The organism is Senegalimassilia faecalis (genome assembly GCF_004135645.1).
Classification (GTDB): domain Bacteria; phylum Actinomycetota; class Coriobacteriia; order Coriobacteriales; family Eggerthellaceae; genus Senegalimassilia; species Senegalimassilia faecalis.
This window is the reverse complement of record NZ_SDPW01000001.1, coordinates 1932447-1956781: the sequence shown is the minus strand read 5'-3', so window position 1 is coordinate 1956781 and position 24335 is coordinate 1932447. Positions and strand designations below refer to the sequence as shown.

Genomic DNA, 24335 nt, shown 5'->3' with positions numbered 1-24335 from the left:
GGAGGCCCTTCGCGAACGAAAGACCAATAGCTTTATGCCGCATTCCGGAGTGGCAAAACAAGTATATCATGCAAGCATATAAAATACAAACATATGTTCGAGATTTATATGCGAAGTTTTATGCAATGACCGCGTTTCGCCGTTACCCGGGGTGTAAGCGTATGTCGGTAACGTCATGCGCTCTCCACAGTCTGTTCGCTAGTTTTCAACGAACGATTGTTCGATAATAGATTGCATGGACTACAAGGTGAAAGAGGGACGAAGAACGCGCGTGCATAAAATGTACGTTGGCGTTGTTGTGCATGTAACCGACGAGGGGCGAGTTGACCCGCTGGTTGTTTGCTGGCCCGACGGACGAACCTTTCGCATTGACGAGGTCTTGTATCGCGGCCAACCCGGACAAATGCAGAAAGGTGCGAAGACAACGCGTTATCACGTGCGGTTCGGTCGTCACGAAACGGACTTGTTCCAGGAACGGCGCGAAGGCTCGCCGGCCATAGGAGCACCCGAAACTGATCGCTGGTGGGTCTATGCCGAGGACGTGACGATCGAGGGAGCGGAACCCAAAATGGCCAAAGGTCCCAAAAACCGAAAAACGGCAGGCCAAGGTCGATTGAATTCTCGCAGGTAAAGAATTCCAATGCGCGAGCTGGCTTTTGAACAGGTCGAGGTAAACGGCCCCCTGAACTGCACAAACGTTTACCTAAGAGATTGCAATCAACCAACCGATCGGGAAAATAGCTAAGAAATAGCTAGATTAACATAAGATATATTATCGATAATATCTAACTACGCGCTTACCAAGCTTTAGGTTTCAAACGTCGAAAACCTAACATTGCTGCGTAGACAGTTCAACGGTATCGGGTACAATTCGTATGCATTTATGTGCATTTCGAGATGAATTGCAAGCGATTCGTTTGGAAGTCATCTCGGCATGATGACGGTACTTGAAGAGAGGATTTTCATGTCCGAATTATCCGATTTCGAACACGAGGCCAAGGCCGATATCAAAGCGGCTGCAAACGCGAATTCCGCCGAGCACGCGAACAAGCCTTGCTTCAAGAAGTTGTCGCTAACCACGTGGATTTTTATCGCGTTGGCGCTTGGCGTTATTGCCGGCTTGGCTTTGCAAGGCACGCCCGACATTGCCACCACGTACATCAAGCCGCTTGGCACCATTTTCTTGAACCTGATTAAGATGATCGTGGTGCCACTAGTCATTTTCTCGATGATTGCCGGCGTCATCAGCCTGTCCGATATCAAGAAGGTTGGCGCCATCGGTGGCAAAACCATCGTGTATTACCTGTGCACCACGGCGTGCGCCATCGTAATTGGCCTGGTTATCGCCAATGTTTTCAACGTTGGTGGCGGTTACACGCTCACAACCGACGAACTGAGCTACGAGGCAAAGCAAGCCCCGTCGTTCATCGACACCATTGTGAATATCTTCCCGTCGAACTTTGTGCAGCCGATGTCTGACGCCAGCATGTTGCAGATTATCGTCATTGCGCTGTTCTTCGGCTTCGGCATCCTTGCAGCTGGCAAGAAGGCTCAGCCTGTTGCCGACTTCGTCAACGGCATGTCGGAAGTGTGCATCAAGATTATGCACATGATTATCTCCATCGCGCCGTTCGGCGTGTTCGGCCTGATCGCGCCTGTTGTTGCTACGAACGGCCCCGATATCTTGCTGCCGCTATTGAAGCTGATCCTGGTTGCCTACCTAGCCATGATTCTGCATATGGTTATCGTCTACTCCGGCCTGGTCAAAGCCATCGCGAAGATGGGTCCCATTACGTTCTTCAAAGGCCAGTTCCGCGCCATGGCGTTTGCCTTCGCTTCCGCTTCTTCGGTGGGCACGCTTCCGGTGAACATGGAATGTTCTGAAAAGCTTGGCGTTCGCCGCGAGATCACCAGCTTCGTGTTGCCGCTTGGCGCCACCATTAATATGGACGGTACCGCCATCTACCAGGGTGTTTGCGCAATCTTCATCGCTCAGGTGTTCGGCATCGACCTGACTATCGGCCAGCAGTGCGTCATCGTGATGACCGCCGTGCTGTCCTCCATCGGTACTGCCGGCGTGCCGGGTTCGGGCATGATCATGCTGGCCATGGTGCTGCAGTCGGTCGGCCTGCCGGTCGAGGGCATCGCTTTGGTTGCCGGCGTTGACCGCGTGCTCGACATGATGCGCACCGTCGTCAATATCACGGGCGACCAGTCTTGCGCCGTGTGCGTTGATCACCTCGAGAAGCGCAAGGAAGCACGCAAGGCCGCGAAGGCTGCATAACCCAAGGCGACTAACGCAACGCAAGGTATCCTATTCCGTTCATTCCGTGATCCATTCGATTTTGCAGCTTCGCTAATCTGCTAAGGCGCGCTTGCCTCAACTGACGCTCTTCAAGCCTCCCCGCCATTGCGCGGGGCGGCTTGCTGTATGCGCTCGAATAGCGTAACGCAGAGAACGAATATCCTCTTCTGGTCATTCCCGTCATTCCCAAGGGGGCGCATTTCTTTTTCCTTCGAGCGCTGTCCCTTTCGTGGGAATCTTGAATTGCTGCACATCGACGCCTTCATGCTTCAGTAACGCAATTTTCAGAGGTATACCTCCACCGAACCCTGTGAGGCTACCTGATGCTCCGATTACGCGATGACATGGAACTATGAGACAGAGGGGGTTCCTGCCCACGGCACCACCGACAGCCCTTGCGGAAGTTCGTTTGCCCGTTGCCCGTTCAACGCCCCGGGCGATATCCCCGTAGGTCACTACCACCCCATACGGAATGTTCGACAACTCGCTCCAAACGCGCTTCTGAAACTCAGTACCCCGCGGATGCAACGCAAGCTCATGCGGGTCAGGTCTCTCACCCGCCAGATAACGATCAAGCCACTCAGAGGTCTTTTGGAATATGGCCAGTTGGTCGTTTCTTTCTAACGGCTCATCTATTCCCGTGAGGTAATATCTATCGTTATTGAACCAGCTTCCGCAAAGGCCCTTTTCGTCTGCTCCGAGCGTTAGCTTTCCTGCAATGCCGGTATCGTATTCGGTAACATACATAAATCCTCCTTCAGCCATTAACGTTTCTTCGGCGCGTAGTCGCGCATTCCGAGGATTGCGCCTTTCGAAACTTCCCACAGATAAAGACTTGCTACGCTGCAGTAAGGACTAAACCTACGGCGATACTTTTCGAAGAGCGGCCTGGTGATAGCTCTATGGTGATACACCATACGCAAACCCCGTTGAATCGCCAAATCGTCGTACGCGAAAATGTTCTTGCGTCCAAGGCAGAACAGCAAAATCATCTCTGCCGTCCAAGTTCCAATACCGCGCAAGCTGGACAGAGACGCAATGGCAGCTTCATTGTCCATTTCGCGAACTCCATTAAGGTCAAATTCCCCTGATACAACCTTTTGCGCGAACTCATGAATGTACTCGGCTTTCCGGAATGTTGTTCCGCATGCTTGCAAGTCATCAACAGAAGCCGCTGCTACCGTTTCAGGGCTTACTTGTCCAAGCAGCTGTTGCATACGGTTCCAGACCGTCCGCTGCGCTTCAAGCGAAACTTGCTGCCCAATAATGTGATGAGCCGTTGCTGAGAACAAATCAGGGTCTAACGCACGACTGACGTGTCCTATTGTTTGGATGACCTCGGCGAAGCGCGCGTCTTTTTGAGCGAGATAGGTCGTTTCCGTTTCCCCGTACTCGAAGCAAGCCGTAGTTGGACTACGCGATGCATCGATAACCGATGAACCAGTTGCTTGCGTTACCGCCTTTTGCCCATCCATACGACCTCAATTCATTTTCGAAAAACCTCTTGCGAACAAATGTATGATAGGTATAATACAAACAAAGGTTCGATATTTCAAGAGGCTTTGGAAAAAATGAAGGATTGACACCATGGTGATTACTTCCCCATTATTGCAAGCAAAGCGGCGATTTCGCGTTGGACGGCGTGCTCGGCGTTCGTGCCGATTACCTTTGTGGAAATCTGCTTGATGGCCGATCGACCGTTGCCCATGGCGATGCTGGTTCCGACCATGCGCAAGATTTCGTAATCGTTCATAGCGTCGCCGAACGCCATAACCTCTGCGGGCTTGACGTTGTGTGCAGCCATGACTTGGCTGATGCCGGTTGCCTTGCTGACGCCGCGCTGCATGATGTCGATCCACTTGCGGCCGGAAGGTGCGAACACGAAGTCTTCGCCAAGCTCGCGCTCCAAAATATAAGCCATGTCCATAACGGCGTCATCGCAGTAAATGGATGCCTTGATGATGCTGGTGTCAGGGTTGGGCAGCTCAAGCGCACGGACCGGGTTCGGCAGATTCTTATCGAGCTCGCGTTCGAAACGCGCCTCGTCGTCAAGCAGATAGGTTATTTTGCGGTCGAAAATGGCCAGGTGCAGGTTATCGAACAGGTCGACGATCGACTTGAGGCGACGCAGGGCTGCATGGCTGAACACCTCGCGGTCAACCAGCTTGCCCGCTACCACAACCTGCGCTCCGTTCGAAGCAACAAAATCCATCTGGTTCATTACGAGTGCGAACATTTCCTGAAGCGTATCGAAGCGCCTGCCCGACGAGGCAACGAAGCTGATGCCGACGGCGTTCAGCCTGCGGATAAGGTCGTAAGTTTCAGGCGGCACGTTTCCGTCGCCGTCAAGAAGCGTTCCGTCCATATCGCTGGCAATGAGTTTGATCATATGCGGCCTCCTCACAGGTCTTGCGATGCCCCCACGGCATCGCTGCCGGTCCGCCCGGCGATTTCTCACATCCTGAACTTGCCGCCATTGTATTTCGGCTTGCAGGAAAGCGGGCCTGCGCCACGAAACCTGCGCAGGAAGCTGACTAATCGTTGACGCGCCGTTGACGGCTGGTTAACTGCGGACAAAATCAACCAGCAAGGACTGATGCGGGATCGTACGATGGTTGTGCATCGCAGACCGTGCAATTTCTCCTCAAGCTCTTATCGCAGCCGGTATCTTGTTCGGAAAAGCTTCTGTCGCAAGTTCAGCGTAAGCGACTGTGTGCACAAAAACAGTTGCATACGTGATTACTTTGGGGTTTTCCGATTACCCTCCAGCTTTGAACGCAAAGCGCACCTTATCGGTGTGGGGTCTGTCGTAAAAACGGCGCGATCAACTAACGTGCGTCTTCATGAACCGGAAAAGGCGGCACATTGACGTCCTCCCGTCATGCGTATTCCGGAAACACCTGGGCAAGACGGCGGATGGTCTCGTCCACGCGGTCGGGCTCGATGCCCGCGTAATTCACCACGATGGCGGCCTCCCCGTGCGAGTATTCCTCGAAGCGCTTCGTCGTACGGTTCGGTCCGCCGTCGCTGAGCAGGTAGTCGTTGAACAGCGAGATGTTCAACCCCAGCTCAGCACCGCGGCTGCGAATCTCATCGAGGCTGAGCTTCGTGCGCACGTACAGCAGGAAGTGCGTGCCGGCGTTGCGCTCTTCCACGTGCGAGATGGCGGCAAGCGGCGATTCGGCGATGGCGCGCAGCACCGTGGCGCGTTGATGGCGGAAAAAGTTGCGCGTACGGTTGATGTGCCGCTCGAAGTGCCCCTCGTCGATAAAGCGTGCCAGCGCGTATTGCTCGAAGCTGGAGACGGTGCACGAGTAGAAGCTCATGGTGTCGACGTAGCGGGCAAGCAGCTTCGGCGGTAGCACCATGTAGCTGATGCGCAAGCTCGGCACCATGGTTTTCGAGAACGCGTTGAGGTAAATCACCTTGTCAGAGGCATCGTCGGCGAACAGCGGCATGATAAGGCGGCCGTTGTAGCGAAATTCGCTGTCGTAATCGTCTTCGATGATGTAGCGCTTGCGCGCGCGGTTGGCCCACTCGAACAGCTCCAGCCGCCGCTTGATAGGCATGACGATACCTGTGGGGAAATGGTTGGCAGGCGACACGTGCACCACGTCGGCGCCGGATTCTTCAAGCTCGTCGATGAGCAGGCCCGATTCATCGATGGGCACCGGCCGCCACGGGTTGCCGAATGCGCGGGAAATGGAGGCGAACTTCTTGTAGCCAGGGTTCTCCATGGCAAACGTCGTGGTGGGTCCCAGCATCTGCAACAAGCGGCCGTACAGGTATTCGCTGCCGGCGCCGACGATGATGCAATCGGGCGATACGTCCATGCCGCGGGTGCGATGCAGATACGATGCGATGGCGCGCCGCAGTTCGGGCAGGCCGTTGAACGGCACCGAGCGCAGCAAGCTGTCGGTGGGAAGCGATAGCGCCTCGCGCATGTAGCGGCCCCACACCGACGTGGGGAACAACGACACGCTGGTACGGTTCGCCTTCAGGTCGACGAAGAATTCGGGATCGTGCGCCTGGCTGATGACGTCGGCGGCATGCGGGGTGGCACTAACGGAAGAAGGCGAGCATGCTAGGGGCCGATCCTCGTCGGCGATGCTGGCGTGCCGAGAGTCGCTTGCGGTTGCACCAGCGGCGGTCAAAGGGTCTGCGACGGGCAACGCGGCTTGATCAGGGGCGCTATTGCGCTTCCCCACGTTGCTGTCCGAAACGCTCGCAAGGCTTTTCACCTTACGCTGCGCTCCCGCTAGCCCGCTTCCCCTTCCGGTTACCGGTTTCAACCGGTAATTCGACACGTCTTCCACAAAGTACCCGCGCCGCTGCTCGGAGCGTATAAACCCTTCCGTTATCAGCTGATCGTAGGCTGCCGTGACCGTTGCCACACCGATGTTCAGGTGCCGCGCCAGCACGCGCTTCGACGGCAGCTTCGTCCCGCACGCGATAACGCCGCGCGCGATATCCTCGCGAATGGACTGGTATAGGAATTCGTACAGCGAACTGGTGCCCCTTGCGCGCAAATCGTACGTGAGCAGAAACACGGAGCGATTGTCTGACATCGGGACATCCTTTCGCGAAAGGCGCAAATCTCGCGGGCTACGGCGCAAAACCGCGCCCAAACGGCGTCGCGCATGGCGGTGCAACTGGTTCATCTGGTTTGTAAAAGTATCACGAGTTTGGTTCTTTTGATAGAACCAAACCTTTTCTACACTATATCTCGCCCTACAGACGAGCGTGCGGCGACCCCTTGCATGCCAGCAGCTCAGACGGCCGCCTGCCCAGGTGGGCGGCCACTTTAGACGGGAGACGACCATGGGTTACTTTACGGGGAAAACCATTATCATCACCGGCGCGGGTTTCGCCGCGCTTAAGGACGGCTCTGCAGGTTCCATCGGCTTCGGCATTGCCACCGCGTTCGCAAAAGAAGGCGCGAATCTGGCCATCACCGGGCGCAACGTCAAAAAGCTTGAGGCGGCAAAAGAGCGTCTTGAAGGCGAGTACGGCATCCGCGTGCTGCCCATCCAGGCCGATGTGAATGCCGGTGCCGACAACAAGGCCGTGGTGCAAAGCGCCGTCGACCAGGTCATGGCCGAGTTCGGTCGCATCGACGCGTTGGTGAACAACGCACAGGCTTCCGCATCCGGCGTCACCATTGCCGACCACACCACCGAGCAATTTGACCTGGCGCTGTACTCGGGCCTATACGCGGCGTTTTACTACATGCAGGCGTGCTACCCGCACCTGAAGGAGACGAAGGGTTCCGTTGTGAACTTTGCCAGCGGCGCGGGCTTGTTCGGCAACTATGGCCAGTGCGCCTACGCGGCGGCCAAGGAAGGCATTCGCGGCTTGACGCGCGTGGCGGCCACCGAATGGGGCCCGGATGGTATCAACGCCAACGTGGTGTGCCCGCTTGCATGGACGGCGGCGCTTGAGAACTTCAAGGAGCAGTACCCCGAGGCGTACGAGGCCAACGTGCACATGCCCCCGATGGGCCATTACGGCAACGTCGAGACCGAAATCGGCCGTGCTGTGGTGCAGCTGTGCGGGCCTGATTTCAAGTTCATGAGCGGCGAGACCATCACGCTTGAAGGCGGCATGGGCCTGCGTCCGTAAACAACTACTCTACCCACTACCTACCTTGGGTTTCTATCCGGATCTGGCCGGCTGGAAAAAGCGAGCGCCTCGGGCATCTGCGGTCCGAGGCGCTCGCGCGTTTGAGCGTCGCTACTCCCCCAACACTTCGGCGGCTTCGAGCCATTGCTCGTCGAGCGCGTCGATTTGCGCTTGGAAGTCGTTGATTTGCTGCTGGAATTTGCCAAGCGCCTCAAAATCGGACGGATCGGCGGCGGCCATGTCGGCCTGCGCTTGCTCGATCTTGCCGCGCAGCGTGTTCGACTTGTTCTCGCAGCTGCGCATGCGCTTTTTCAGCTCGCGAATCTCGCCACCGGAAAGCTGCGGACCTGCCGCCGTGCTTTTGCTTTCGGCGGTGCTTTCGGCCGAAGCCGCGGCGCTACCCTGCGGCGCCTTAGCGCGGCCTGCGGGCGCAGCGGCGTGCGCCGTTATCTCCAGGTACTCGTCCACGCCGCGCGGCAGGTGGCGAACATGCCCATCGATAAGCGCGAACTGGTGATCGGTCACGCGCTCCATCAGGAAGCGGTCATGCGTGACCAGCAGCAACGTGCCCGGCCACGCGTCAAGCAACTCTTCAATGGCGGCAAGCATGTCAGTGTCCATGTCGTTGCCTGGCTCGTCAAGGATCAGCACGTTCGGCTCATCCAGCAAAATGAGCATGAGCGCAAGGCGACGCTTCTGGCCGCCCGACAGGTCGCACACCGGCTCGTTGAGGTCAGCGCGCGAAAATCCCAGCTTCTCCAACAGCTGAGCCGGCGTCATTTCCTTGCCGTCAAGCATCATGCGGCGCGTGTAGTTGCTGATGACCTGGCGCACACGGTCGTTGCCGAAGCGCGTAAGGTTGTCGAGATGCTGCGAAAGCACGGCGAACTTCACCGTTTTGCCGATTTTCACGAAGCCGGTCTGCGGCTTTATTTTGCCCTGGATGACCTTCAGCAGCGTAGTTTTCCCTACGCCGTTGGCGCCGACGATGCCGTAGCGGTCGCCGGGCCCGATGATCCAGTCGACGTGGTCAAGCACGGGCGCGGGCTTGCCGTCGAAGCCGACGGTAACGTTTTTCAGCTCCACCACCTGCTTGCCCAGGCGCGCCATGGCCATGCGCTTGAGCTCCAGTTCGTTGCGCAGCGGCGGCACGTCGGCGATAAGCTCGTGAGCTGCGTCGACGCGGAATTTCGGCTTCGTGCCGCGCGCTTTGGGCCCGCGCGCCAGCCATGCCAGTTCGCGGCGCAGCGCATTCTGGCGCTTTTCCTCGGCAAGGGCCGCTAAACGGTCGCGCTCTACGCGCTGCAGGATGTAAGCGGAAAAGCCGCCTTCGAACGGCTCGACCATGCGATCGTGCACTTCCCACATGCGCGTGCACACCTCGTCCAAAAACCAGCGGTCGTGCGTGACCACCAGAAGCGCGCCCTGCCCCGCGCGCCAGCGGGTTTTCAGGTGGTTCGCCAGCCACGTGATGGCGCGCACGTCCAAGTGGTTTGTGGGCTCGTCAAGGGCCAGGATGTCCCAGTCGCCGATAAGCAGGCGCACCAGGTCCACGCGGCGGCGCTGGCCGCCCGAAAGCGTGCCCACCTGGGCATCCCACGGGATATCGGACGCTAGACCTGCGATGATGTCGCGGATGCGCGCATCGCCGGCCCATTCGTATGCGGGGATGTCGCCCACCACGGCGCGCTCGACGGTGTCTTCGTCGTTCAGGTTGTCGGACTGCCCCAACACGCCCACGCGCACCGCGCCGTTGCGCAGCACGCGGCCTTCGTCGGGCGGCAGCACGCCGGCCAGCACGGAAAGCAGCGTGGACTTGCCGTCGCCGTTGCGACCGACGATGCCGATGCGGTCACCTTCGTCAACGCCGAGCGACACGCTTTCGAACACCGTTTTCGTGGGGAACTCCACCGCCACCTTTTCGCAGCCGAGCATAAACGCCATGTGAAACCTCTATCCTGAACAGGGCTGCAAGCGCAGCCCGTGTTATTTTGCGCACACCATGATAGCAAAAGCTGCCCAGCACGATTCCACGCGCACGAAACCACCCAGAACGATATGTTTCCCGTTAATCCTTTGAACTGCGGAAACTCGATATGAGACCAGTTCAAACGATGGTTTTCAAATTGCCATCAGTCATGCGGTTGTGGATGGTCTGCACCCACCAATAACGGTCAAGCTCCCGGTGCTGCGCGGCCAACAGCTGCAAGGTCTCGTCTTTCCCGCAATGTGTCTGGCGTGCAGGTAACCTTGCTGCCTCTTCTACTGTTTCGTCATAACGGCGATGGTCATCCACGTGCGTTCATACGGGCGGTAATACGTATGATATTCCAGCAGCGTGAAGCCGTCTTTTTGCGACAGGTCGGAGATGTCGCGCGGCAGGCTGTCGTTTTGCGCCTGACCAGTGCAAATAAAGGTGCCGTGGAAGTTGTCGAAGATGATCTCCCACGATTTCTTGCTGACCAGCGTGGGCGAATAGGCCATGTACGCGCGGTCCCAGTTGCCCTTTTGCCAGTCCATGTACGTTTGCGGCACGTCTTCGCACATGCACGCGGTGACGCCCATGTAGCCGATGTCGGTGGACACCACCAGCGGCATCTGCCCGCCAATTTGCTCGGAAACGCTGTCGACGGTTTCGCGGAACTTCTCGATCGGCACGTTGTTGGCGGGGTCGTAATCGTCACGCAAAAGCAGCGCTTGGTTGGCCACCGAGGCGCAAAGCGTAACCGCAATTACACCCGCTACCAGAGGTTTCGTGTGCACATGGGACAACACCGCCGCCGCGGCGAACAGCAGCGGCCCAATGGCCACGAACAGATAGCGGTAGTACAAGATCATGGAGTTCATGACCATTGAAGCGGTCCAAGAAATGGCGAACACCCCGAAGTACACCGCCAGCGCGGCAACGACGGGCGCGATAGGCTTGGAAACCAGCCATGCGTAGAAGTGCCTCGCGCGCAGGTGCTTCACAGGCGCGGCGCTGGCAGCGCCTGCGCGGGCCAGCAGCTCGCGGCGCTGCTGGCGATGCAGGCCAGCGCGCCAAGTGGCCCAGCGCGCCGACCAGGCGATCAAAAACGCAAGTACCACGATAGCGGCGTATCCAATGACCTTCACGGCAACTTGCATGCCTGTGCCATAGCTGCCGCGCGCGGCGAACGACAAGGGGCTGGTAAGAAACGGGTACGTTGCCAGCTCGATGTACGTGGTTGGGAGCACGATGTTCGCCCAGTACGTGCCGCCGACCACGCCCATCTGGCTGGTCACCGCCGTAAGAATCCAGGGCACGTACAGCGCCACCTGCGCCACGCAGCCGATAATCAATACGATAAGCGGGGCGCTTGCGCGCTTGCCATCAGGCAGAGGAGCCGGGCCGCCGCGGCGGCGCTGCCAGGCGCGCACGCAAAGCGCCACCAGCAGCACCAGGTTGATCATGAATGCAGACATTGCGCCGAAATAATGCAGGTAAGCGCACGCCAAGCTGGCAATGAAGCACGTAAGCCACCAGCTTCGCGGCGTGCCGGCCCAGCACTTCTTCCCCTTCGCAGCCTGCGCGATGGCCGGCGGTATGACGGACAACTGCGTGTCGATAATGCGCATGGCGTAGATGAAGCACAGCATGACGGCGAACGTAGCCCACGAATACATGCGAATCTCAACGGACATCAACGAGATATAAGGCGTGAACAGGGCGAAGAAGCTGAACAGCACGCCAACCTTCCAGCCGCTGTCGCGCCGAACGTGCGTGTACCCCAACGTTGCCAGCGCAATGGCCCCCGCCACCGTGAAGAGGCGGTATACCGTGATGTTCTGCCCGAACACCAGGTTGAGCACGTGCAACGCCCAGTAAATAAGCACGGGGTGCACGTCGCCGGAGCTGTAGTACCAGATATCGGCGAAGCTGTGGTTTGCAATCCCCACGGAATAGCTTTCGTCGAACCAGATGTTGCCGTGGAAGGCGTCCGTCAGCAGAAACAGGCTGCCCGCCACCAGCAGAACGACATGGAAGCGCGGGTTGGCCAGCACGGCGCGCAGGCGCGCGAATGCGCCGGCGTTCGAGTGCCCGGCGTCGGGCTCGGTATGACTTGCGGTAGCGCTATTGGTGGTGCTTTCGCTCATGCGCATCCCCTTTGCGCGCGAGATGAGAACTTCATGGTGGTTTGCCTTCGCTTGAAATCTCGTCGTTGTGCGCACTGTAGTCTAGCATCGTATCCGCAGGCAAGGATAAGCTGCGCAGAAAAACCTGCATCTCACTCTAATTGTTTACATATTGGCTGGTCAGCGGCCGATTTCTGCAATGTACCGGAACGCAGGAACCTGCGCGAAAGGTACGCGTTTTCGCAGGTGGTTGCAGGTGGTTCCGCAATGAGGGCGCGTGGGCGACATCCAAACGTTTGACACAATAGCGTAGGATTATGGGTACTGCTTTCGGCACCCGGGGGTTGCCAGGGCGGTTGCGCTTTTATGCGGCGCGGCTTGAGAACCGGTTCAGCAAGACGAAGGGGCGAACATGGGCGTTGCGTTTCACGCCGACGATTACGGAATCACCGAGCAGCAAGCCCGGGATATCCTTGCGCTTTCAAGCGCATGCGGCGGCGACGGAGCGCTGTCGTCGGTCAGCATCTTCGTGAACAGCCCGGCGTTTGAAATCGCTGCTGACCTGGCGCGACCGTATGTTGAATCAGGCGCACTCAGAATGGCGCTGCACTTGAACCTGGTGGAAGGCCGCCCTTGCGCAAGCACGGCCGAGGTTCCGCTTCTGGTGAATGCGCGCGGGACGTTTTGCAACGACTTCGTGGGGCTGCTGAAGCTGTCGCACGGGCCGCAGCGCTGGGAGTTCCGCCGGCAGCTTCAACGTGAATGCGAAGCGCAGATCACGCGTTACTTGCAGGCGTTTCCGCAGATGAAAGACGTGTTGCGCCTGGATAGCCACCAGCACACGCACGCGGTGCCCGCCGTGTTCGACGCGGCTATGGCGACGGTGCGCGAGCAGGGTTGCACGTTGGTGCACCTGCGCTGTCCCGTGGAGCCGCTGCGTCCCCATCGCGCGGTCGGCAACCACATGCCCCCCATTAACTTGGCCAAAGACGCGCTGATTACGTGGTTGTGGCGCAGCAACCGGGGCAAGGTGCCGGCGGGTTGCGCCAGCTCACTGTTCTGCGGCGTGGTGCTTTCGGGTGCCATGGATAAGGTGTCGTGGCCGCTTGTCGAAGCGTTCGACAGCATCGCTCGCGACCGCGCACAAAACGTCGAAGTGCTGTTTCACCCGGTCAGCGTGCCTATTGAGCAGTGCCTTGACCCGCAAAACGAACCATTCGCGCAGGCGTGCGCATCCGAAGCGCGCGACAGAGAGGCCGCTTGCCTGAGAAAGCTAGCGCACAACCGGTCGCTCGCATAGTAACAAGGCACATGAGCTCCCGTTCAAACAGAGGCAAGGGCGTTCGAAGCTCAAACCATGGACGAGCTCTTCGCGCTTCCCCAATCCGCCAGTTTTGCCGCTACACGCCTGCCGCAAAATCAAAAATCGCTCATGTATGTGATTTGCTGATCTTGGCCGGAATATACGCACATTTGACACGCTTGTGACCTGGGAAAACGTAACGATGTGCGAAGATTCAGTTCTCGCGAATCCATTAAATCACATACATGAGCGATTTTTAGAGTGAGGCTACGGCCTGAAGGTTTTTTCCCCTTGACTTGAAGTTAACTTTAGGGTCGACAATCGGTTCGTTACATCGAAACGAACCGAAAGGAACAGCTATGAGCAAGGCATTGGTTGCATACTTCAGCGCATCGGGCGCAACGCGCACGCTGGCCAAGGAACTGGCGAAAGCCGCAAACGCGGATTTGTTCGAAATCGAGCCCGAGCAGCCTTATACCGCTGCCGACCTGGATTGGACGAGCAAGAACAGCCGCTCCACCCTTGAGATGAACGATCCGAACAGCCGTCCCGCTATCGCGCACGCATGCCCGGACCTGGCGGCTTACGACACGGTGTATATGGGCTTCCCCATCTGGTGGTACGTGGCGCCCACCATCGTGAACACGTTCTTGGAGAGCGGCGATTTCGCCGGCAAGCGCGTGGTGCCGTTTGCCACATCCGGCGGTTCGGGGATGGGCAAAACCGTTGCCGCGCTGAAGCCGAGCGCGCCCACCGCCGATTTTACCGCCGGTGAAGTGCTGAACGGCGCGAACGCGGCGAAACTTGCAAAGTTCGTCGAAAAGTACGGGAAGTAGCTACTGCTGAAGCAGATACTAGCCTAGTCTAAAAACTCAACTTCGCCGGTGTCCGTGTGGTAGAGCGCGCCAACAACGCACAAACCGTGTTCGGCCTCGTCAGCGCGCACTTTGCGGCTTTCCTCGACGCGACGCACGCTATGCGCAACGTTGGCCAGACACGCTGCGGCCTCGTCCTGCTCGTCGCCAATGGCATCGGCGATTTCGTCGGTGATGAACTTCACCGTGCCGTAGGGCTCATGGTGCAGAGCGGCGTCCACCGCGCCGCACGCAGTGTGCCCGAGCACCACCACCAAGTTGCACCCCAGGTGGTCCTCAGCGTATTCGATGCTGCCAAGCTGGTGGTTGTCCACCACGTTACCGGCCACGCGAATGACGAACAGCTCGCCGATGCCCGCCGAGAAAATAGCCTCGGGAATAACGCGAGAGTCCGAGCATGCCAGCACGATGGCATAGGGATGCTGGCCGTGCTCGAACGTAGCGCGGCGCAGCGCGGGGGACACATCCCCCGCAGCGTTGGCGGCTTGCAGGTAGCGCGCATTGCCTTCGCGCAAGCGCATAAGGGCTTCATCAGCGGAAATGTTATTTGCTTCGTGCGTCATACTGTTCGCTTCCTGTCCATTTCTTTCCTGGTTTCTTGCATACTTCCTCAACGATATAAAGCTAACGGTCACCAAACGGAGCGAATGCAGGCGAAAACCAAATAAAACCGAACAGTATCACCTCGGCGCGTGAAGGTTAATCCTGCGACACTCGACGAAACCCTCGAGCAGACCATACGCAGCTTTGCGCGTCAAGGCGTGCAGGGTCCCGCAGCGAACGGCGAAGCCCTCGAGCGAACACGCTCAACTTCCCGTCGACAAGGCCCGCGGAAGCTGGGCCTTCGGCTCTTTCTCCACGTTGCCACTTAGCGGCAGCAACTGCGATTGCCGTTCGTCGGCGAGCGAATTCACCGCCGCTTCGCGCACCTCCAAGCATTTCTGCGCGATGCCTTTACTCCCCTTCGCCAAGCTCGCCCATGTCGAACTCGTAGTCTTTGTACGGCAGCACGGCATTCAGGATGATGCCGGCAAGCGAGCCGATGGCCAGGCCCGACAGCGAGATGGTCACGCCCGCAACGTCGAACGTCACCGCACCGGCAGTGCTGTACGCAATGCCGATGGAAAGCACCAGCACGATGGCCGCCACTAGCACGTTGCGGCTTTTCTGGAAATCGACGTGGTTCTCCACCAGGTTGCGCACGCCCACGGCGCTGATCATGCCGTACAGCACCAGCGACACGCCGCCGATGACGCTAGCGGGCATAGCACCGATGACGGCCGCGAACTTCGGGCAGAACGACAGCGCAATGGCGCAGCACGCGGCAATGCGCACGACGCGCGGATCGAACACGCGGGTCAGCGCCAGCACGCCGGTGTTCTCGCCGTACGTGGTGTTCGCGGGCGCGCCGAACAGGCTGGCCAGGATGGTGGCCAGGCCGTCGCCGAGCAGCGTGCGGTGCAAACCGGGGTTCGCGATGAAGTTGCGCTCGCACGTGGAGCTGATAGCGGAGATGTCTCCGATGTGCTCGATCATGGTGGCGAACGCCAACGGCATGATGGTGATGATGGCGGTGATGGCAAGGCCAGCGTCGAAGTGTTCGCCGAACAGCGAGAACACGGTGTTGTCCCAGGTAAACGGCAAGCCAATCCATGCAGCTTGCGCCACGCCGGAGAAGTTGACTTCGCCAAGCGCCGCCGCTGTCACGTAGCTGACCACCACACCGATAAGGATGGGCACGATCTTCACCATGCCGCGTCCCCAGATATTGCACACGATAATGGCTGCGATGGCGATGATGGCCACCAGCCAGTTCGTCGAGCAATTCGCAATGGCGGAGCTGGCCAGAATCAACCCAATGCAGATGACGATGGGGCCGGTGACTACCGGCGGGAAGAAGCGCATGACGCGCGCGGGTCCGAACAGGCGAAACAGCGCGGAAAGCACCAGGTACAGCAAGCCGGCGCACGCAACGCCCAGACACGCGTAGGGAAGCAGATCCGCCTCGCCGTTCGGTGCGATGGCCGCGTACCCAGCGATGAACGCGAACGACGAGCCCAAAAACGCTGGCACCTTCCCTTTCGCCAGGAAGTGGAACAGCAGCGTGCCCAGTCCGGCGAACAGCAGCGTATCGCTGACCGACAGGCCCGTGAGCACAGGCACCAGGATGGTGGCGCCAAACATGGCGAACATGTGCTGGATGCCCAGCACGAACATGCGGGGCTTGCCAAGTGTGGTGGCGTCGTAGACGGCGGGCGGGGTTTCGGGGGCGGTGCGGGAAGGCGCGTTTTCGCTCATGAGGGACCTTTCGGTTTGGGTGCAAACGTTTGCATTGTAGAGGAGCGCACCCGACCCGCCCGCACGAAATCGGCTGGCGGGCGCAGCTGTGGCAGGAAACGCAGCACGACTCTCTCTTTTGATGCCCGCTTGCCCCGATAACCAGTTTTTCGCTATTTTCACTAAGTATGATTGATCGCTGCTAAAGATTTCGGTTGTTACGTCTGCATGGCAATACTTTGCCGCTAAGCAACTGCTAGATATACTGGTGCCAGCTTGAAACAGCGGTTAACGAAGGAGGTGAGGCGCATGTCTGGAAAACGCAAGAAGCGGACCGCCCGACCGGCTAAGACGGGTGCGGTGTGGCGGCAGTCGGCCGACGAGGCAACGTTGGCGCAAAACCCGCGTTACAACGGATTTGCGTGCGGCCACGGCGCGCACGGCGACCGCAAGTTCAACCGCGCAAAAGCGAGCCGCGCATGGAAAGCGCAGCTCAGACAAGAAGGAGCCTCTCGGGGCTCCTTCCCTTTTTGCGTGGCTTACCGCTTAAGCACCCCTCATTATTGCCCAATTGTGCGTTCTTTCGTCCCTAAACGCCGGCCACCTCGATTGCGTTTGCTAGGAATTGCGCGGCGCCTTTGCCGGCTTTGTTGTCGTAATAGCTGGTGAAGCGGCTGTCGGTAAGGTAGCTTTGCGCGAGCGAAACGTGCGCTGCCGGCGAGTACGCGCCCTCGCCCCATTGCATGGCAATCCATTCGGCGTGCATGTGCGCCAGCTTCGCTGCGGCGCTGCTGGCGGTATCGCCCGTGGGCAAGGCGATTTTCAGCTGCTCGATGATGGCTCGCTCAAGCTGCTCTTTGCTCTCCCACGTTTCGTCATCCATGGACAGAAGCCTTTCGTTTGCGGCGTCCACTGCTTCGCTGCTGTAGCGTTCGCGCGCCTCGGCGCCGTATCGCTGCTCATTGGCGTGCACGGCGCTCCAGCGTTTGAGGTGCGGCAAGACCGCGCCCATCAGCGATACCGCTTCGTCTCGCGTGATGCCCGTGTTTTCGGCCAGGCGCGGCGCGCAGTCTTCGATCATGGCCTCCATGGTGGTTTCGTACGTGTATGCTCCCTGCTCATAGCACCATTTGCAGAAGTGCTCATCTTCACGTCCCGCAGCGTTGGTGCCGTAGTCGTCGGGCGTCAAAATCATGCCACAGCTTTCGCAAAGGTGCTCGGGCATGTCCAGCAGGTGCACGATCGGCTCGTCGAGCGTCACCGCGATAAGTTTGAGCATGTCGATGCCTGGCACCACCTCATCGCGTTCCCATCGCGAAATCGCCTGGCGCGTAACGTACAGCTTCGCCGCTAGCTCCTCTTGCGTGAGGTTGCGGCTTTTCCGCAGGTTGATAAGCGTTTTCCCGAATGACATGGCATTTCCCTTCCCTTCGCCGAGCCGTGCTTTGCGTGCCCTGCGTTCGTTATCCGATGCCCTCACTTTACCGAGGTGGACAGCGAATTCCAAGAAACCATTGGTTGCATTGCGCGCCGCCGAACCGCAACAATCAGGGCGAAACCGGCAAGGTCGATTCGCCGGTTCGCGCATACCCGGGTTAGGAAAGTGCGCGCGAAGGGTTCACCCCTGATGCTTCGCCTAGAGAACTTTGCGCTCCCCTCGTCAGCTTCCGCTACGCCAGTACCGTGCTCATCACTCGCCTTCGCATTCCGCAAGGGAACCCGTCACCTCAGGAACACGCATGGGGTTGCAATGGCTTTGAGACCGCAGTGCTTGAACTGGGCTATAGTGTTGAGGTTCGCAATCGCGAGCGGCTTTCGCCGCCTGCGCTCACCCTAGCTAGAAAGAGTTCCATGTCCCGCATCCGCACCTTAGCTCCCGGCGTTGCCGTATCCGCCGCCATCGCCGTCATCTGCTGGTTTCTTGGCCAGGCTGTGCCGCTGGTCGGTGGCGCCGTGTTCGCAATCTTGCTGGGCATGGTGATCGCAACGGTGTGGAAGAACAAAGGCGCGGCGGGCCCCGGTATCAAGTTCGCCTCGAAGAAAATCTTGCAAACCGCGGTGGTGCTGCTGGGGTTCGGCTTGCCGCTGACGCAGTTGGCGCAGGTGGGTGCCTTGTCGCTGCCGGTTATCCTGGCCACCATTTCCGCATCGCTTATCACGGCGGCTGTGCTATGCCGCGTGCTGCACATTCCCGGACGCACGGCTACGCTCATCGGCGTGGGCTCGTCGATTTGCGGCGGATCGGCTATTGCGGCGACGGCTCCAGTTATCAAGGCCGACGACCAGGAAGTGGCGCACGCCATTTCGGTGGTGTTCCTGTTCAACGTGCTAGCCGCGCTCATCTTCCCCACGCTTGGCGACGCTATCGGCATGACGAACGACGGGTTCGGTCTGTTCGCAGGCACAGCGGTAAACGATACGTCGTCGGTAACCGCTGCCGCGGCGGTGTGGGACGGCATGCACCCCGGCGCAAACTCGCTGGATTACGCCACCATCGTGAAGCTGACGCGCACGCTGGCCATCATCCCCATCACGTTCGTGCTGGGGATGTGGGTTTCGGCGCGCGAGCGCAAGACGGCGACCAGTGCAAACGGTACCGAGGCCAAGGCGAATGCGGCATCGGGCTTCAGCTTGAAGCGGGCGTTACCGACGTTCATCATCCTGTTCGTGTGCGCATCGCTGGTGGCCACCGTCGCTGCGGCGGCGGGCGTAAGCGGCGCCGTGTTCGATCCGCTGAAAACGCTCAGTAAGTTCTTCATCGTGGTTGCCATGGCGGCCATCGGCTTGAACACCGATGTGGTTGGCTTGGTGAAGTCGGGCGCGAAACCCATCGTCCTCGGCGCCGCATGCTGGGTCGCTATCGCCTGCACCAGCTTAGGCGTGCAGCACTTTTTGGGATTGTGGTAAACGACAGCGCAGGCAACTTGAACAATTGCGATAGTTGTATTGGTTAAGTGCGCTGTTCGCGAAACGATGGGTGCTCAGCTACGAACAAGGCTGGAGCGTCAAGGGTGGTTGCTCGCCGGCGGGCGGGTTTTTGTTAAGAATTACGTGGTGCGCCTATGGCACTTTCGATTAAAACTACGAAACGCGGCTGCAGCACTTCGCCTTGCCGTCATTCGCAATGAGCCGTCGGTGGGCTTTGTTGCTCAGTCGCAGGAAGGAATTGACTATGCTGACCATCGGATGTCATTTATCCACATCAAAGGGCTATCTTGCCATGGGAAAGACCGCGCTGGGCATCGGCGCCAACACGTTCGCCTTCTTTACGCGCAATCCGCGCGGCGGTTCGGCGAAGGCAATCGATCCCGCTGACGCCGCGGCCTTGCGCGAATTGCTAACCGCTAACAACTTCGGCACGTTGGTGGCGCATGCGCCCTATACGTTGAACCCATGCTCGGACAAGCCGCATGCGCGCGAGTTTGCCCGCGAGTGTATGGCCGACGACCTGGTGCGCATGGAGGCCGTGCCGGGCAGTTACTACAACTTCCATCCGGGAAGCCACGTGAAGCAGGGCGCCGATGTGGGCATCGATCTGATTGCAGGCCTGCTGAACGAGGTGTTGCGCCCCCAGCAGACCACCACGGTTCTGCTGGAAACCATGGCAGGCAAAGGCACCGAGGTCGGCCGCACGTTCGAGGAGCTGGCGGCCATCATCGAGCGCGTGGAGCTTTCAGACCACATGGGCGTGTGCCTGGACACGTGCCACGTGCACGACGGTGGGTACGATATCGTGAACAACCTTGACGGCGTGCTTGACGAATTCGATCGAGTCATCGGCATCGAGCGGTTGCGCGCCGTGCACTTGAACGATTCGAAGAACCCCTGTGGCGCCCATAAAGACCGCCACGAACGCATCGGCGAAGGCTACATCGGCCTGGAAGCATTCGAGCGCATCGTCACGCACCCGCAGCTGCGCGATTTGCCGTTCATTCTGGAAACCCCCAACGAACTGCCCGGTTACGCCGCAGAGATCGAACTGCTCCGTAAGTTGGCGGGTTAAGCGTCCGCTATTCCCCCGAGCCCTTCTCTGTTTGCTGAGCCGCAAGCATATCGGGCAGAATCGAGGACTTGCTGTCGAAGGAGCTGGGCAGTACCACCGTTGACGCTTTTCCGGATTCGGCGAACGAATTCATCATTTCCACCCACTGGGTATACAGGAACAGCTCGTTTGCCTCTTGAGCGGTGACGCCCGATGACTTGATGGTATCAAGCGACGCTGCGATGCCGTCGGCGATGGCCTTGCGCTGGTTGGCAATGCCGATGCCCGTTTGCTCCATGGCCTCGGCCTGGGCTTTTGCTGCCACCACGGTTTTCGTGCGCTCCGCCTCGGCCAGCGCTTTAGCGGCTTCCTGGTCGCGTTGCGCAGAGTTGATGGCGTTCATGGAGCGCTCAACGTCCTTCGGCAGCTCGATGTCGGTGATAAGCGTGGTGATGATCTCGTAGCCGTAGCCCGCCATCAGCTCGGTGACGGAATCTTTGACGTTTTGCGCGATGAGGTCTTTGTTGTCGAACACTTCGTCGAGCGTATAGCCGGGAATGGCCGAACGCAGCGCATCAGCAATGTAACTTTCCATCTGGTTGATAGGATTGCTCAAAATGTAGTAACTGCGGTAAACGCCAGACTGCTCGACCACCGGTGCCTGATTCTGCTCGACGCGGAACTGCACGGACACGGCCGTGCCGATAGTGACGTTGTCCTTCGTTTTGCCGTTCAGCGAATAGCGCGCTTCCTGCGTGCGCAGGTTCACATTGGCAGCGCGACGCTCGATGAACGGAATCATCACGTGAAAGCCAGGCGTGACGATGCGGTTGAACTTGCCAAGCCGCTCGATGATGGACGACTCCTGTTGCCGCACCACGAAGAACATGGGCGAGCCCATAACGGCAGAAACAACAGCCAACACAACAAGCAGGAAGATAATAGACAGCAGGATCATAGATGGGTCCTTTCTCGAGGCGTTGGAACCATAGTATCCTGAATCGCTTTCCCGCATCTGCGTGATTGGACCCCAATTTGAAAAAGTTGCGACGACTGGTCATGATGCGCTCGCCCCGCGTTGAGCAAACGTGTGCCGAGGGCGTTTTAGGAAGCGGGCGCCGCGTTTTGCGGGCGCCTTGAGAAGTTGGTGGCGCGCCTGCGGCGCTTTCTATGAGGTGTCGACCTTTCGGTCGAGGCTACGGGGTTGACCTGCGAATGAACTTGGGTTTGCGAACGCTCCCGTAGCGCGGAGCGAAAGCTCCGCACCTCATAGATAGCGCCCAAAGGGCGCGCCACCTTATTGCTTGGTTGAGCTCGCTCTTCGCCAATGGTTATGCGCTTACCGAGAATCGCCCAGCTTCGCCCTCAACGCCGCCGGTGTGCAGCAGCTGACCTTGGATGGTCAAGATAATCGCCTCAATGCCAGGCGTTTGCTCGGCGAAAGCGAGGGCGCGCGCGGCACCCATGACCACCAACGCAGTGGTGAAGCCATCACCATCGATCGAGGCGCCAGACACCACGGTGGCCGACAGCACGTCGGTTACGGCGGGCAGACCCGTGCGCGGGTCCAGGATGTGATGCAACACGCGACCATCGCGCACGAAGGCGCGCTCGTACACGCCGCTGGTGACCACCGACTTTCCGCGCACGGCAACGCTGGCAAACGATGCGGCCTCAAGCTTTCCGCCCGAGGGAACGGGCGCGCGCAAACCCACGCGCCAGGGGCTGCCATCGAGTTTGCCGCCAAGCGTCAACACGTTGCCGCCCAGGTTGATCACGCCCGCGGTTGCCCCGCAACCGCGCAGAAGCTCGGCAACGCCGTCGGCGATAACGCCTTTCGCTATGCCGCCAAGGTCGATACTTGCTTGCTGATCGGCAATGCGCGCCCGCGCCCCGTCCACCCGAACGTTTCGCCAGTTGACGTGCGCAAGCGCTTCGGCAACCATATCCGCATCGGGCACGATTTCGCGCTTGAAGTCCCACAAACGGCACACGCTCCCCATGGTGACATCGAACAAGCCGCCTGTACGTTCGCAATACCAAAGCGCCACGCGCAGGATGCCAGTAAGCTCCTCGCCCACCTCGACCCATTCACCCGCTGCCGCGTTGAGCGCGAAAAGCTTGCTGTTGGGATCGAAACGGCTCAACAACAGCTCATAGCGTTCGCACAACGCCTTGACTTCGGCCAACGCGCCATCATCAACATCGGCAGCCACCGAACACACGGTGTCAAACCGCCGAAACGTTATGGAATTGAGCTGTCGCACGAAGTCTCCCTCCCTTGCCAAGGCCCCTTTACGCGCCCACCAGGTCCATCAGTTCTTGCTTGCTGTGAACGTCGAGTTTCGTGTAGATGTGCTTCGTGTGGCTGCGCACGGTGTTTTCCGTTAGGTACAGCGTTTCTGCGATGTAGGACTTCGTGCGGCCCTTGCACAGCATCTTCATGACCTCGAGCTCTCGCGGCGTCAGGGTGCGTTCGGCGCCGATGGCGTCGCAGCGCTCGTCGATGCTGCGGTGATCTTGCGGCGCGCTCACGCGTTCGCCGGACAGCTCGGCGAAAATCCACTTCGTATCCTGGTCGCGCACCTCCAGGAAAAACGTACCCACCATGGCCAGCGCAAACATCAGCAGCGTGGTGAACGCGATTCCAAAACTGCCCGACGAAAACCAGCTGGAATGCACCGAGCCCGCCGCAAATGAAGCAGCGTACACCGCCCAGCCCATGCCGATGACCATGTTACGGTCAGCCTTCGCGTGGCGAGCAATGTCGATAACGGTCAGCCAGGTGAACAGCACCAGCAAGTCCCATGCGCTGCTTTCCACGCAACGAATGACGGTGATCTGCGGCAACAGCGCCTGGCTTAGCACATCGAGCGCCAGCACCGCCAGTACGATGCGCCACAGCTGAGCGAAGTTGAACGCGCGGTTCGCACCAATCACCACTGCCAACACCACGCCCGAGATGAGCACCTCGAACGCTCGGCCCAGCAGAAACACATCGGGCGCCGCTGCGCTTTGGTTGCCAAACGATGTGCCCACCAAAAACGCGGTAACGTAGCTGAGCACCGCCGCCGCAACCGCCACCTTCCACAGACCGCGTAGGTTGTGGGACTCAAATCGCACATCGGCCCGCCCGCCGGCAGGCGCGTCAATGAGCGCCATGCGGCACAGCAGCACTGAAGCCACGGGCAGCGCCATAGTGATAGCGCACATTAGCGGGAAGGGGCTGAAGTGCGCCGCGCACTTCAGCGCCGACGCAGCAGTGTTGCCAATGAACAGGCAGCCGATAGCCATGCGCAGGTTCACGCCCGTGTAGAAAGCGCCCCATTGCAGGTACAACCAGCCCAGCACGCACGAGCATACGATGGTGGCGGGGTACTCAAGCGCGTCAAGCGCGGGCGTGACGCTAGAGAACAGCAGCGCGGCGGCGCCGAATGCGCCGGCCACCGCGGCAACGTAGCCTGCCGCCGGCGACTCAACGAACGCGGGTTTGCTGCGCGCGATGAAGCCGAACGCCACCATAGCAATAGCCAACGCGAAGTAGGAAACCTGCCACGAAAGCTGGCCGGTGGGCGCCTCGCCGCCGGCGGCGTTGATAAGAAACGCCCACGCCAGCGTGCAGCAGATGCCGATGGAAGCCAGGCGCGGCTTGGCGGCCGGCTTGGCGACAGCGCCGTCCGCCTTCTTCTGGCCAGCCTTCGACTTGTCGGCTTGCACGGTTCGCGCGCGCGATGCCTTTGCGCTTTGAACGCTCTCTTTTGCCATGCCGTTCCCCTCTTCCCTGCTTGTTTTAGACGGCATCATAGCATGCTGAAGTGAGGTCGAACCCCCAATTCAGTGACTATTTTCCTAATCTATACGCAAATTTACCGCTAT

General features: G+C 59.2%; 19 protein-coding genes. 7 read left to right on the top strand and 12 right to left on the bottom strand.

The annotated features are described in order from the left end of the window. Positions 1-235 precede the first annotated feature (235 nt). A complete protein-coding gene (locus ET524_RS08150; protein ID WP_129424835.1) occupies positions 236-631 on the top strand; it encodes a hypothetical protein in 396 nt (131 codons plus the stop codon). 333 nt (positions 632-964) lie between these two features. Next, on the top strand, positions 965-2284 hold the full coding sequence (locus ET524_RS08145) for a dicarboxylate/amino acid:cation symporter (RefSeq protein ID WP_129424833.1): 1320 nt from the start codon (positions 965-967) through the stop codon (positions 2282-2284). 201 nt (positions 2285-2485) lie between these two features. Here the strand turns inward: ET524_RS08145 and ET524_RS08140 are convergent, their stop codons facing one another. The 4 genes from ET524_RS08140 to pdxR all read right to left on the bottom strand — a co-directional run bounded on the left by ET524_RS08140 (position 2486) and on the right by pdxR (position 6873). Then, a complete protein-coding gene (locus ET524_RS08140; RefSeq protein WP_236648289.1) occupies positions 2486-3070 on the bottom strand; it encodes a methylated-DNA--[protein]-cysteine S-methyltransferase in 585 nt (194 codons plus the stop codon). Further along, positions 3070-3780 (bottom strand): DNA-3-methyladenine glycosylase family protein, encoded by a 711-nt coding sequence (locus ET524_RS08135; RefSeq protein WP_129424831.1) that lies wholly within the window; start codon positions 3778-3780, stop codon positions 3070-3072. The genes ET524_RS08140 and ET524_RS08135 overlap by 1 nt, the downstream gene beginning before the upstream one ends. 119 nt (positions 3781-3899) lie before the next feature. After that, positions 3900-4694 (bottom strand): HAD family hydrolase, encoded by a 795-nt coding sequence (locus ET524_RS08130; RefSeq protein WP_129424829.1) that lies wholly within the window; start codon positions 4692-4694, stop codon positions 3900-3902. 490 nt (positions 4695-5184) lie between these two features. Continuing rightward, positions 5185-6873, bottom strand: coding sequence for a MocR-like pyridoxine biosynthesis transcription factor PdxR (pdxR, locus tag ET524_RS08125; protein WP_161566647.1), 1689 nt, complete (start codon positions 6871-6873; stop codon positions 5185-5187). A gap of 253 nt (positions 6874-7126) precedes the next feature. Here pdxR and ET524_RS08120 point away from each other — a divergent pair, with 253 nt between their 5' ends. Continuing rightward, entirely contained in the window at positions 7127-7927 is an 801-nt protein-coding gene (locus ET524_RS08120; RefSeq protein WP_129424825.1) for an SDR family NAD(P)-dependent oxidoreductase, read from the top strand. A 111-nt stretch (positions 7928-8038) separates the two neighbouring features. Here the strand turns inward: ET524_RS08120 and ET524_RS08115 are convergent, their stop codons facing one another. Together ET524_RS08115 and ET524_RS08110 are read right to left on the bottom strand one after the other, a co-directional pair. Continuing rightward, complete coding sequence (locus ET524_RS08115) at positions 8039-9871, bottom strand: ABC-F family ATP-binding cassette domain-containing protein (RefSeq protein ID WP_129424823.1); 1833 nt, start codon at positions 9869-9871, stop codon at positions 8039-8041. 318 nt (positions 9872-10189) lie between these two features. Then, positions 10190-12043 carry a hypothetical protein gene (locus ET524_RS08110; RefSeq protein ID WP_129424821.1) on the bottom strand — a complete coding sequence of 618 codons (1854 nt, stop codon included), beginning with the start codon at positions 12041-12043 and terminating at the stop codon, positions 10190-10192. Positions 12044-12434: 391 nt separating this feature from the next. Here ET524_RS08110 and ET524_RS08105 point away from each other — a divergent pair, with 391 nt between their 5' ends. Then, positions 12435-13322, top strand: a complete 888-nt coding sequence (locus ET524_RS08105) for a ChbG/HpnK family deacetylase (RefSeq protein WP_129424819.1) — start codon at positions 12435-12437, stop codon at positions 13320-13322. Positions 13323-13684: 362 nt separating this feature from the next. Continuing rightward, a complete protein-coding gene (locus ET524_RS08100; RefSeq protein WP_129424817.1) occupies positions 13685-14161 on the top strand; it encodes a flavodoxin in 477 nt (158 codons plus the stop codon). A gap of 23 nt (positions 14162-14184) precedes the next feature. Here ET524_RS08100 and ET524_RS08095 read toward each other — a convergent pair whose 3' ends face one another. The 3 genes from ET524_RS08095 to ET524_RS11560 all read right to left on the bottom strand — a co-directional run bounded on the left by ET524_RS08095 (position 14185) and on the right by ET524_RS11560 (position 17891). Then, entirely contained in the window at positions 14185-14763 is a 579-nt protein-coding gene (locus ET524_RS08095; RefSeq protein WP_129424815.1) for a carbonic anhydrase, read from the bottom strand. 391 nt (positions 14764-15154) lie between these two features. Continuing rightward, positions 15155-16498, bottom strand: coding sequence for a uracil-xanthine permease family protein (locus ET524_RS08090; RefSeq protein WP_129424813.1), 1344 nt, complete (start codon positions 16496-16498; stop codon positions 15155-15157). A gap of 568 nt (positions 16499-17066) precedes the next feature. Further along, a complete protein-coding gene (locus tag ET524_RS11560; RefSeq protein ID WP_161566646.1) occupies positions 17067-17891 on the bottom strand; it encodes a TipAS antibiotic-recognition domain-containing protein in 825 nt (274 codons plus the stop codon). 437 nt (positions 17892-18328) lie between these two features. On the opposite strand from ET524_RS11560, the gene ET524_RS08080 reads away from it, so the two are divergent. After that, entirely contained in the window at positions 18329-19384 is a 1056-nt protein-coding gene (locus tag ET524_RS08080; RefSeq protein ID WP_129424811.1) for a YeiH family protein, read from the top strand. Between the two features lie 265 nt (positions 19385-19649). Further along, complete coding sequence (locus tag ET524_RS08075; protein WP_129424809.1) at positions 19650-20480, top strand: deoxyribonuclease IV; 831 nt, start codon at positions 19650-19652, stop codon at positions 20478-20480. 7 nt (positions 20481-20487) lie between these two features. On the opposite strand, the gene ET524_RS08070 is transcribed toward ET524_RS08075, so the two are convergent. From ET524_RS08070 to ET524_RS08060, 3 genes are all read right to left on the bottom strand, one after another. Further along, complete coding sequence (locus ET524_RS08070) at positions 20488-21417, bottom strand: SPFH domain-containing protein (RefSeq protein ID WP_129424807.1); 930 nt, start codon at positions 21415-21417, stop codon at positions 20488-20490. Positions 21418-21790: 373 nt separating this feature from the next. Beyond that, complete coding sequence (locus ET524_RS08065; protein ID WP_129424804.1) at positions 21791-22726, bottom strand: FAD:protein FMN transferase; 936 nt, start codon at positions 22724-22726, stop codon at positions 21791-21793. A 28-nt stretch (positions 22727-22754) separates the two neighbouring features. Next, a complete protein-coding gene (locus ET524_RS08060) occupies positions 22755-24224 on the bottom strand; it encodes a helix-turn-helix transcriptional regulator (protein WP_161566645.1) in 1470 nt (489 codons plus the stop codon). Positions 24225-24335 lie beyond the last annotated feature (111 nt).

Bases quoted from the DNA above. Each gene is read 5' to 3' on its own strand.
- ET524_RS08150 (WP_129424835.1), top strand. From the start codon at position 236: ATGGACTACAAGGTGAAAGAGGGACGAAGAACGCGCGTGCATAAAATG.
- ET524_RS08145 (WP_129424833.1), top strand. From the start codon at position 965: ATGTCCGAATTATCCGATTTCGAACACGAGGCCAAGGCCGATATCAAA.
- ET524_RS08140 (WP_236648289.1), bottom strand. From the start codon at position 3,070: ATGGCTGAAGGAGGATTTATGTATGTTACCGAATACGATACCGGCATT.
- ET524_RS08135 (WP_129424831.1), bottom strand. From the start codon at position 3,780: ATGGATGGGCAAAAGGCGGTAACGCAAGCAACTGGTTCATCGGTTATC.
- ET524_RS08130 (WP_129424829.1), bottom strand. From the start codon at position 4,694: ATGATCAAACTCATTGCCAGCGATATGGACGGAACGCTTCTTGACGGC.
- pdxR (WP_161566647.1), bottom strand. From the start codon at position 6,873: ATGTCAGACAATCGCTCCGTGTTTCTGCTCACGTACGATTTGCGCGCA.
- ET524_RS08120 (WP_129424825.1), top strand. From the start codon at position 7,127: ATGGGTTACTTTACGGGGAAAACCATTATCATCACCGGCGCGGGTTTC.
- ET524_RS08115 (WP_129424823.1), bottom strand. From the start codon at position 9,871: ATGGCGTTTATGCTCGGCTGCGAAAAGGTGGCGGTGGAGTTCCCCACG.
- ET524_RS08110 (WP_129424821.1), bottom strand. From the start codon at position 12,043: ATGAGCGAAAGCACCACCAATAGCGCTACCGCAAGTCATACCGAGCCC.
- ET524_RS08105 (WP_129424819.1), top strand. From the start codon at position 12,435: ATGGGCGTTGCGTTTCACGCCGACGATTACGGAATCACCGAGCAGCAA.
- ET524_RS08100 (WP_129424817.1), top strand. From the start codon at position 13,685: ATGAGCAAGGCATTGGTTGCATACTTCAGCGCATCGGGCGCAACGCGC.
- ET524_RS08095 (WP_129424815.1), bottom strand. From the start codon at position 14,763: ATGACGCACGAAGCAAATAACATTTCCGCTGATGAAGCCCTTATGCGC.
- ET524_RS08090 (WP_129424813.1), bottom strand. From the start codon at position 16,498: ATGAGCGAAAACGCGCCTTCCCGCACCGCCCCCGAAACCCCGCCCGCC.
- ET524_RS11560 (WP_161566646.1), bottom strand. From the start codon at position 17,891: ATGTCATTCGGGAAAACGCTTATCAACCTGCGGAAAAGCCGCAACCTC.
- ET524_RS08080 (WP_129424811.1), top strand. From the start codon at position 18,329: ATGTCCCGCATCCGCACCTTAGCTCCCGGCGTTGCCGTATCCGCCGCC.
- ET524_RS08075 (WP_129424809.1), top strand. From the start codon at position 19,650: ATGCTGACCATCGGATGTCATTTATCCACATCAAAGGGCTATCTTGCC.
- ET524_RS08070 (WP_129424807.1), bottom strand. From the start codon at position 21,417: ATGATCCTGCTGTCTATTATCTTCCTGCTTGTTGTGTTGGCTGTTGTT.
- ET524_RS08060 (WP_161566645.1), bottom strand. From the start codon at position 24,224: ATGGCAAAAGAGAGCGTTCAAAGCGCAAAGGCATCGCGCGCGCGAACC.